The 9,623-nt window shown below is 32.7% G+C and carries 13 protein-coding genes; 12 read left to right on the top strand and 1 reads right to left on the bottom strand.

What is annotated here, in order from left to right:
* The 4 genes from G0Q09_RS14275 to G0Q09_RS14290 all read left to right on the top strand — a co-directional run.
* Nucleotides 1-253, top strand: a 253-nt coding sequence (locus G0Q09_RS14275) for a hypothetical protein (RefSeq protein ID WP_219035382.1), incomplete at its 5' end; no start/stop codon positions are given.
* 76 nt (nt 254-329) lie between these two features.
* On the top strand, nt 330-1,391 hold the full coding sequence (locus G0Q09_RS14280) for a DUF2891 domain-containing protein (RefSeq protein WP_219035383.1): 1,062 nt from the start codon (nt 330-332) through the stop codon (nt 1,389-1,391).
* An 82-nt stretch (nt 1,392-1,473) separates the two neighbouring features.
* A complete protein-coding gene (locus tag G0Q09_RS14285) occupies nt 1,474-1,911 on the top strand; it encodes a DoxX family membrane protein (RefSeq protein WP_219035384.1) in 438 nt (145 codons plus the stop codon).
* A gap of 91 nt (nt 1,912-2,002) precedes the next feature.
* Entirely contained in the window at nt 2,003-2,299 is a 297-nt protein-coding gene (locus tag G0Q09_RS14290) for a hypothetical protein (protein WP_038335098.1), read from the top strand.
* Nucleotides 2,300-2,377: 78 nt separating this feature from the next.
* Here the strand turns inward: G0Q09_RS14290 and dusB are convergent, their stop codons facing one another.
* Complete coding sequence (dusB, locus tag G0Q09_RS14295; RefSeq protein ID WP_219035385.1) at nt 2,378-3,373, bottom strand: tRNA dihydrouridine synthase DusB; 996 nt, start codon at nt 3,371-3,373, stop codon at nt 2,378-2,380.
* 32 nt (nt 3,374-3,405) lie between these two features.
* Between dusB and G0Q09_RS14300 the strand changes: the two genes are divergently transcribed.
* From G0Q09_RS14300 to atpG, 8 genes are all read left to right on the top strand, one after another.
* A complete protein-coding gene (locus tag G0Q09_RS14300) occupies nt 3,406-3,621 on the top strand; it encodes an AtpZ/AtpI family protein (protein ID WP_114997876.1) in 216 nt (71 codons plus the stop codon).
* Between the two features lie 5 nt (nt 3,622-3,626).
* Complete coding sequence (locus tag G0Q09_RS14305; RefSeq protein WP_114997874.1) at nt 3,627-4,007, top strand: hypothetical protein; 381 nt, start codon at nt 3,627-3,629, stop codon at nt 4,005-4,007.
* Between the two features lie 78 nt (nt 4,008-4,085).
* Entirely contained in the window at nt 4,086-5,219 is a 1,134-nt protein-coding gene (gene atpB / locus G0Q09_RS14310; protein ID WP_084106903.1) for a F0F1 ATP synthase subunit A, read from the top strand.
* Nucleotides 5,220-5,267: 48 nt separating this feature from the next.
* The gene (atpE, locus tag G0Q09_RS14315) at nt 5,268-5,477 is read left to right on the top strand and encodes an ATP synthase F0 subunit C (protein WP_013598300.1); all 210 of its coding nucleotides are present in this window, start codon (nt 5,268-5,270) and stop codon (nt 5,475-5,477) included.
* A gap of 96 nt (nt 5,478-5,573) precedes the next feature.
* The gene (locus G0Q09_RS14320; protein WP_219035386.1) at nt 5,574-6,068 is read left to right on the top strand and encodes a F0F1 ATP synthase subunit B; all 495 of its coding nucleotides are present in this window, start codon (nt 5,574-5,576) and stop codon (nt 6,066-6,068) included.
* Between the two features lie 2 nt (nt 6,069-6,070).
* Nucleotides 6,071-6,631, top strand: coding sequence for an ATP synthase F1 subunit delta (gene atpH, locus G0Q09_RS14325; protein ID WP_219035387.1), 561 nt, complete (start codon nt 6,071-6,073; stop codon nt 6,629-6,631).
* A gap of 11 nt (nt 6,632-6,642) precedes the next feature.
* Nucleotides 6,643-8,217: a F0F1 ATP synthase subunit alpha gene (gene atpA, locus G0Q09_RS14330; RefSeq protein WP_038335134.1), complete on the top strand. Its 1,575-nt coding sequence runs from the start codon at nt 6,643-6,645 to the stop codon at nt 8,215-8,217.
* Nucleotides 8,218-8,288: 71 nt separating this feature from the next.
* Nucleotides 8,289-9,161, top strand: a complete 873-nt coding sequence (atpG, locus tag G0Q09_RS14335) for an ATP synthase F1 subunit gamma (RefSeq protein ID WP_219035388.1) — start codon at nt 8,289-8,291, stop codon at nt 9,159-9,161.
* The last annotated feature ends 462 nt before the right edge of the window (nt 9,162-9,623 follow it).

Raw genomic sequence — 9,623 nt, forward strand, 5'->3', positions numbered from 1 at the left:
AATTAAAGTAGGAGTTTTAAATGATAATCAAATTATTAAAAATATAGAAGTAATAAAAAATACAAACTGGAACTTTTACACTGAAATTGATTATAAATTAAAAAATTTTGATCTATTTATTCAAGGATTTAATTTTATTAATCTTAATCAAAATTCTATGTTAAAAAATATTTCTACAACAGATTATCAAGGTTACGTAAATCTTAAAACTTTATCTGGATATTTAATGGGAGGTATAAGATTTAATTTATAAAAGACTATTTTTAGTAGAATTATCATCAACTTGGTATAAGCAAAGAATAATTTCTATCTTAGTAAAAACAATCTTCATGAAACGATTTATTATCTTATCAACCTTTATATCATCTACAGTTTTTGCGCAAGAATTACACTTAGATCAAGCCAAAAAAATATTTGAATTACCAACGCATTGTATCAAGACTGAGTATCCGAACAAATTAGGAAATGTTTTGGGAAGTGATGCAGATCTTAAAACGCCAAAGCAATTGCGTCCAATTTTTTATGGTTGTTTTGATTGGCATTCGTCTGTGCATGGATTTTGGTCGATTGTGAAATTGATGAAAGATTTTCCTGAATTGGATCAAAATAATCAGGTTAGAAATGAGTTAAATCAATTGATTACAGCAGAAAATGTTGCGGTTGAAATGGCCTTTTTCAATGATAAAAATAACAAGAATTTCGAACGTACATACGGTTGGGCTTGGTTGTTACAATTGCAAATGGAATTGAATAATTGGCAAGATAAAGATGCGCAAGTTTGGGCAAAAAATCTGAAACCTTTGAGTGATTTGATTATTATTCGATACAAAGAATATTTGCCGAAATTAGTTTATCCAATTCGTACAGGTACGCATGATAACACAGCTTTTGGGTTGAGCTTAGCGATCGATTATGCACGTTCTGTGAATGATAAAACATTCGAAAAAGTGATTACTGATAATGCAAATCGTCTTTATTTAAAAGATAAAAGTTGCAATATTGCTTTCGAACCAAGTGGATCAGATTTTCTTTCGGCTTGTTTGGAAGAGGCTTTGTTGATGTCTAAAATTCACCCGCATGATGAATATAAAAAATGGTTGAAATCATTTTTACCACAATTGTTTGATAAAAAACATGAGCTAAAACCTGGAATTGTTTCGGATCGTACGGATGGGCAATTGGTTCATTTGGATGGTTTGAATTTTAGTCGTGCAAAGGCTTTGTATCAAATTTCTGCAAAATTACCAGAGTTAAAACATTTGAATAAAATTGCGCAAAATCATCTCAATTATTCCTTAAATAATATTACAAATGACGATTATATGGGAAGTCATTGGTTGGGAACTTTTGCACTTTATGCGCTGAAAACGAAGCATGAAACAGAAAAATAGTTACGAATAATCTTTCTTAATCTAGTTTAAGATTTTTGAAGAAGCATTAATTTAGTTTTGTCGTATATAATAATTTATACTTATGACAAAACAAGGACTTCCTCAGCTTTTTTTAAGAATAGCTTTGGCTTTTTCCATGCTTTCAGCAGTTGCTGACCGTTTTGGAATTTGGACTGAAAACGTGTCTTGGGGGAATTGGGCATCTTTTGAAGATTATACTCGTACGTTAACTTTTTTTCTTCCAAAATATTTAAGTGAATTAGGAGCCTATGGTGCGACATTTTTAGAAATTCTATTTTCTATTTTATTATTAATAGGATTTAAAACAAGGATTACAGCACTAGGTACATTTTTACTTTTAACAATTTTTGCATTAGCTATGTCTATTGCCTTTGGTGTAAAAGCTACTTTTGATTATTCTGTTTGGACAAGTGCGACAGCAGCACTTTTACTTGCTGTACAATCTCAGTATTTATTTAGTATTGATCAATTAATGATTAATAAAAATGTTGTAGATTGAAAATTAGCTAATAATAGGGATTTTATAACGATAGAATTGAATCTAAATTTGTTTCAAACAAAACTAATACGAAACATTAAATTTTAATTCTATGAAAAAATATTTTTATATCGTCATCGCAATTTTAGGTCTTGCAGCATTCGGATTTAGTCAATATTCGAAAAGTCAATTAGAAGATCAATTGGCTAAAACTGGGAAATGCGTAGAAGGTGTTGTTGTGGAAACTAGCGGAACATTTAAACGTCCGAAAGCAACGATACAATATCCTGTAAATGATGAAGTTTATGAAGTTACTTTACGATCTAGAGCAGATGTGGATGAAGTTGTATTGATGAAATATGATACGCTGAATCCAGAAGAAGTGTTGCTTGTAGATAATTGTAATTAATTATAGTCTCAAGTTTAAATGAAAAATCCACCAAGTTTTTTGGTGGATTTTTTTATATTAATGAATTATTTCTAACGATTAAATTTCTTCTAATGTTGGAATAAATTCTTTTTCGATTTCTTCGAAAGTTTGCATCAAATCAACAAGATTATCTTGTGTGACTAATTTTGTACGATAAGGTTTGAAATTTGGAATTCCTTTGAAATAATTGGTATAATGCATACGCGTTTCTAAAATTCCTGTACGTTCACCTTTCCAGTCAATCGCCCAATTTAAATGGTTTTTAGCCGCTTCCATTCGTTCTACGATTGTTGGTTCTGGTAACAATTCACCTGTTTCTCGATAATGTTTAATTTGCTCGAAAATCCAAGGGTAACCAATCGCCGCACGACCAATCATTACACCGTCTACACCGTATTTTTCTTTGTATTCTATTGCTTTTTGAGGCGAATCTATATCTCCGTTTCCAAAAATTGGAATTTCGATATTTGGATTAGCTTTTACTTTTGCAATCGGTTCCCAGTCTGCATTTCCTTTATACATTTGTGTACGTGTTCGACCGTGAATTGACAAAGCTTTGATACCTGTTTCTTGCAAACGTTCTGCAACTTCATAAATGTTGATCGAGTCAGAATCCCAACCCAAACGCGTTTTTACAGTAACTGGTAAATGTGTACTTTCAACAACAGATTTTGTTAAACGTACCATTAAATCTATATCTTTTAATACACCAGCTCCAGCGCCTTTACAAACAACCTTTTTTACAGGACATCCAAAGTTGATGTCAACAATATCAGGTTGAACTGTCTCTACAATTTTAGCTGACATTGCCATGGCTTCTTCGTCTCCACCAAAAATTTGAATACCAATAGGACGTTCGTAATCAAAAATATCTAATTTTTGACGACTTTTTATTGCATCACGAATCAATCCTTCAGAAGAAATAAATTCTGTATACATCAAGTCTGCTCCATGCATTTTGCATAGGCGACGAAATGGCGGATCACTCACATCTTCCATCGGTGCAAGCAATAAAGGGAAGTCTGGTAATTCTATGTTTCCTATCTTTACCACGAAATAATTTTTTGCAAAATTACATAAAACTTATGAAAGAAGAACGAAAGTCCGAAGGTGTAAATCAATATTTAAAGTTTTCTGCGACGGGAATACAGATGGCGGTAACGATTGCGTTATTTGCTTGGTTAGGAACTTTTTTGGATAAAAAAATGGAAACAGACAAGCCATTATGGACGGCTGGCTTATCTTTGCTGGGAGTTTTTGCAGGATTATATTTGATGTTGAAGCAATTACCAAAAAAATAATTTTAATGATTAAGAAATTTATTCTTTTAGCACTTTCTTTTATTGCAATGGTTGCAATTTTTTGTGGTATTCATTACGCAATTGTTGAGCATTATAATTTTAGCGAAAATCCGCTAATTGTTCCAAAAATGTATTTAATAATTGGATTAATTACATTAATGATTTTGCAAGTTGGTTGTTTTGTGAAGATAAAATTTCCAGAATATGTTGGTTTTGCCTTTATGGGAGGGATGATTGCGAAGATGGCAATTGTATTAGCATTGATTGTTGTGAATGAACAAATTAAATCAAATGTTGTACAATTAATTATAAGTTATTTTGTAATTTTGCTAGCCGAAGTTTTAGTGTTTATTCGCTTAATTAATTTAAAGTTAAAAAAAGTTTAATGATTTTTAGCATTTGACTTTGGTAAGTGGTTAATTTACTATAATTTTGCACGCAATTTAGAAACAAAGGAATTATACATGAAATTTTCAGCGTTATTAGCGTTTTTATTACTTTTCAATTTCGGATTCGCCTCTACAGCAGTTCCGCACGAAAGTCTTCCAAAAACGTTTGAGGAGTTAATTAAAAGTGAGCAAGTAAAAAGTCAAGAGGAAGCTGCTAAAGTGAAATCTGGCGAGTCTACATTTAACCCAGTGCCAGGTATCATGCACCACATTGCAGATGCGCACGATTGGCATTTATGGGGAGAAGGAGAAAAAAGTGTAGGAGTTGCATTACCTGTTATTTTATGGGATAATGGTTTACAAGTTTTTATGTCTTCTAAATTTCACCACAACGAAGCGGTTGTTGAAAGTAACGGAAACTACTATATCAACTACCACGAAAAAATCTACAAAACAGATGCGCAAGGTACAATCAAACCTCACGTAGACGAAAAAGGAGCTATTCATTTAGAGAATGAAAAACCATTAGATTTTTCTATTACGAAAAATGTAACATCAATGTTAATCTCTTTCGTGATTTTAATCTTAGTTTTCTCTGCAGTTGCATCTAACTACAAAAAAGGAAATATGGTACCAAAAGGTATTGCAGGATTCATCGAGCCAATTATTATTTTTGTTCGTGATGAAGTAGCAATTCCAAATATCGGTGAGAAAAAATATGCGAAATTTATGCCTTATTTATTAACGTTATTTTTCTTCATTTGGATCAACAATTTATTAGGATTGTTACCAGGTGCAGCTAACGTTACAGGTAATATCGCAGTTACATTTGTATTAGCATTAATCGCATTAATCGTAATTAATTTCTCAGGAAACAAAGGTTACTGGGGACATATGTTATGGATGCCAGGTGTACCGGTTCCAGTAAAATTAATCTTAGCTCCAATTGAGTTAATCGGGATTATTACAAAACCATTCGCCTTAATGATTCGTTTATTTGCGAACATTACAGCAGGTCACATCATCATTATGTCGTTAATTTCGTTAATCTTTATTTTCCAAACAGAAGCTATGGCAGGTGGATCTATTCCATTAGCGTTATTTATCTACTGTTTAGAGTTATTAGTAGCGGCATTACAAGCGTTCGTATTCACAATGTTAGTTTCGTTATTCATCGGAACAGCAGTAGCAGAACACGATCATCATTAAGAACAAAGAAATATAAAAATAATTTTTTAATAATTAAATACAATTATCATGACAGGAAGTATTGCAGCAATCGGAGCTGGTTTAGCAGTTTTAGGAGTTGGTTTAGGTATCGGTAAAATCGGTGGATCAGCTATGGAAGGAATCGCTAGACAACCAGAAGCGGCTTCAAAAATTCAAACAGCTATGATTATCGCAGCAGCCTTAATCGAGGGTGCAGGTTTATTCGGTATCGTAGTTGCGTTATTAGGTAACGGATAATATTTGAATTAAAATTAGCTTCAATAACGGTTGGTTGTTGAAGCTAATTCATTAAAAAATTAATTAGTAAAAAATAAAATTTAATACATACACACAATGGATTTAATTACACCTTCAGTTGGTCTTATTTTTTGGACTGCGGTCGTATTTATCATCTTATTAGTATTGTTAAGATCATTAGCTTGGAAACCAATTTTATCTGCAGTTAAAGAAAGAGAACAATCTATCGAGGATGCATTAAACGCAGCTAAAAAAGCGAAAGAAGAGATTGCTTTATTAAACGCTCAAAACGAGAAAATCATGAAAGAAGCTCGTGCTGAACGTGATGCTATCTTGAAAGAAGCGCGTGAAATGAAAGAAAATATCATCAACGAGGCGAAAAATTCTGCAACTGTAGAAGCAAACAAATTAATTGAAAATGCTAAGTCAGCTATCCAAAATGAAAAAGCATCGGCTATGGCTGATATCAAAAATCAAGTTGGGCAGTTGTCAATTGAAATTGCTGAAAAAATCTTAACTAAAGAATTGTCAGACAAATCTGCACAAGAAGCTTTAGTGAATGATGTTATTGATCAAGTTAAATTCAATTAATCATGGCAGGATTCAGAGCAGCACAAAGATATGCTAAAGGTTTGATGGAGTTTGCGAATGAAGCAAACCAAACAGACGTAGTGTATGCTGAAATGAATGATGTTCGCAAAGTCATTAAAGAGAATGATGATTTAAGAGTTTTCTTAAATTCTCCGGTGATTGATGCAAAGAAAAAAGAAGCTGTTTTGAGTGAGATTTTCAAGTCTTTATCAAAAACTTCTCAAACATTCATTTCGTTAGTCGTAAGACATGGTAGAGAAAATATTTTGTCTAAAATTGCAGATCAGTTTATTTCATTATACGATTTAGCAAATAATATTGTAACAGCAGAAATTACTTCGGCAGTACAATTAGATCAAAATACAATTGATAATATTGTAGCAAAAGCAAAACAAACTTTAGCTGCAAATAGTCAAGTAAAAGTAGAGAACAAGATTGATGCATCTTTAATTGGAGGTTTCGTTTTAAAAATTGGAAACAATCAAGTTGATTCGTCAATCAAAACTAAGTTAGCTACATTAAAAAAAGATTTTTCGAAAAACGAATACATTCCTAAATTTTAAATATTTCAGAAATGCCAGAAATAAATCCAGCTGAAGTTTCAGCTATATTAAAACAACAACTTACAAGCTTTGATTCATCAGTTGAATTAGCAGAAGTAGGAACCGTTCTAACTGTTGGGGATGGTATTGCTCGTGTTTACGGGTTAGACAATGCTCAATACGGAGAATTAGTAGAATTCTCAAACGGGTTAGAAGGAATGGTACAAAACCTTGAAGAAGACAACGTAGGTATTGTACTTTTCGGACCTTCAAAAGGTATTAAAGAAGGTGACACTGTAAAACGTACAAACAAAATTGCATCTATTAACGTAGGTGAAGGAATGTTAGGACGTGTTGTAGATATGTTAGGAAATCCTATCGATGGTAAAGGACCAATCGAAGGACAATTATATGAAATGCCTATCGAGCGTAAAGCTCCTGGGGTTATCTATCGTCAACCAGTAAACGAACCATTACAAACTGGTATCGTTTCTATTGACTCGATGATTCCAATTGGACGTGGACAACGTGAGTTAATCATTGGTGACCGTCAAACAGGTAAAACTTCTGTTGCTTTAGATGCAATCTTAAATCAAAAAGAGTTTTACGATAGAGGTGAAACAGTTTTCTGTATCTATGTTGCAGTAGGACAAAAAGGTTCTACAGTAGCAGGTATCATGAAAACATTACAAGACCACGGTGCAGATAAATATACAGTAGTAGTTGCTGCTAATGCATCTGATCCAGCTCCAATGCAAGTATATGCTCCAATGGCAGGTGCTGCAATCGGAGAGTATTTCCGTGACTCTGGTCGTCCAGCGTTAATTGTTTATGATGATTTATCTAAACAAGCCGTTGCATACCGTGAGGTGTCTTTATTATTACGTCGCCCACCAGGACGTGAAGCATATCCTGGAGACGTTTTCTACTTACACTCTCGTTTATTAGAGCGTGCTGCAAAAGTAATCAAAGATGATGCAATTGCATCTCAAATGAATGATTTACCAGAATCTATGAAAGGTATCGTAAAAGGTGGTGGTTCTTTAACTGCTTTACCAATTATCGAAACTCAAGCTGGTGACGTTTCTGCATATATCCCAACAAACGTAATTTCGATTACAGATGGACAAATCTTCTTAGAGTCTGATTTATTCAACTCAGGTGTTCGTCCAGCGATCAACGTAGGTATCTCTGTATCTCGTGTTGGTGGTTCTGCACAAACAAAACCAATGAAAAAAGTATCTGGTACATTAAAATTAGACCAAGCACAATACCGTGAGTTAGAAGCTTTCGCGAAATTTGGTTCTGATTTAGATGCAGCTACAATGAACGTAATTGGTAAAGGTGAACGTAACGTTGAGTTATTAAAACAAGGTGTTAACGCTCCAATTCCAGTAGAAGAACAAGTAGCAGTTATTTATGCGGGTACTAACGGTATGTTGAAAAACGTTCCAGTTAACCAAGTGAAAGAGTGGCAAGCTGACTTTGTTGAGTTAATGCGCAACAAATATGCAGACACTTTAACATCTATCCGTTTAGGTAAATGGACTGATGAAATTATGGATGTATTGAAGAAAGTTATCACAGAAACTACTTCTAAATACTAATAAAATATAAATGAAACTTAGAGGTTTCCGAATCTCTAAGTTCCTTTTAATCCTTCATCTCAAATAGAATTATGCCAAATTTAAAAGATATACGTAACCGTATTACTTCTGTAGGTTCTACAATGCAGATTACAAGTGCTATGAAATTAGTTTCTGCTGCAAAACTAAAACGTGCTACAGATTCTATCGTACAGTTACGTCCTTATGCAGATAAATTACGTGAACTTTTACAAAATGTAAGTTCTACTTTAGAAGCTGAAGTAGGAGGTGCATTAACAGAAGAGCGCGAAGTTAATAAAGTACTTTTAGTCGTTATTAACTCAAATAGAGGTTTATGTGGAGGATACAACTCAAGCATCATCAAAAAAGTAAATGCGTTATTAGCTGGCGAATTAGCAAGTAAACACGTAGAGATTTTAGCAATTGGTAAAAAAGCTAATGATACTTTTAGTAAAACACAAACTATCTATAAAAATGCATCAAGCATTTGGGATAATTTAAATTTTGCAGATGTAGCTGAAATTGCAGACGATTTAGTAGAGAAATTTACTGCAGGTAACTTTGATCAAATCAGAATTATCTACAATCAATTTCAAAATGCAGCTGTTCAAATTGTACAAGACGAACAATTTTTACCAGTCGTTTTAGAGAAAACTGAAGAAGAAGCAAACAATTCAGCAGAGTTAGATTATATCTTCAACCCTTCGAAAGAAGAAATTTTAAGAGACTTAATCCCTCAAACGTTGAAAACGCAATTATTCAAAGCCGTATTAGATGCTAACGCTTCTGAGCACGGAGCACGTATGACTGCAATGCATAAAGCAACAGACAACGCAAGCGAGTTACAAAAAGGATTGAAAATTCAATACAATAAAGCTCGTCAAGCTGCTATTACAAACGAGATCTTAGAGATCGTTGGTGGTGCAGAAGCATTGAATGCGTAAGAACAAAGACTTATATTATTTTAAATAGAAAAGCAACTTCATCTCGAAGTTGCTTTTTTTATAATGTTTACTTTAGATTATAAAGAAGTAATAAAACTTTTAATAGATTCTAACAATTATATTTATCATTCAGAATAAAAATCTATAAAACACTTTTGAATAATTATTCTTTAACATATGTATTGAAGAAATACTTCTACTTAGTTATTACTTTATTCAGGATGATAATTTGTGTAATCATATATCTAATTAGAATTCTTATTAGTTCAATCTTATTATAAGTTAGAATGAAATAAATTATTTCCTCAAGACATTTCAATAAAAACGTCAAGTGATTTTGTAATCTTCCCCTTGTTAAGAACACTTAAAAGTAGAGTTTTTATTTAATATTATTGTATTATTATTTTGATTAATTTGAAATGTAGGAAAATCATTAGGATTTTTGACCTTACCATATTTCAA

Origin of the sequence: Empedobacter falsenii, from assembly GCF_019308355.1 — a bacterium.
GTDB lineage: Bacteria > Bacteroidota > Bacteroidia > Flavobacteriales > Weeksellaceae > Empedobacter > Empedobacter falsenii_B.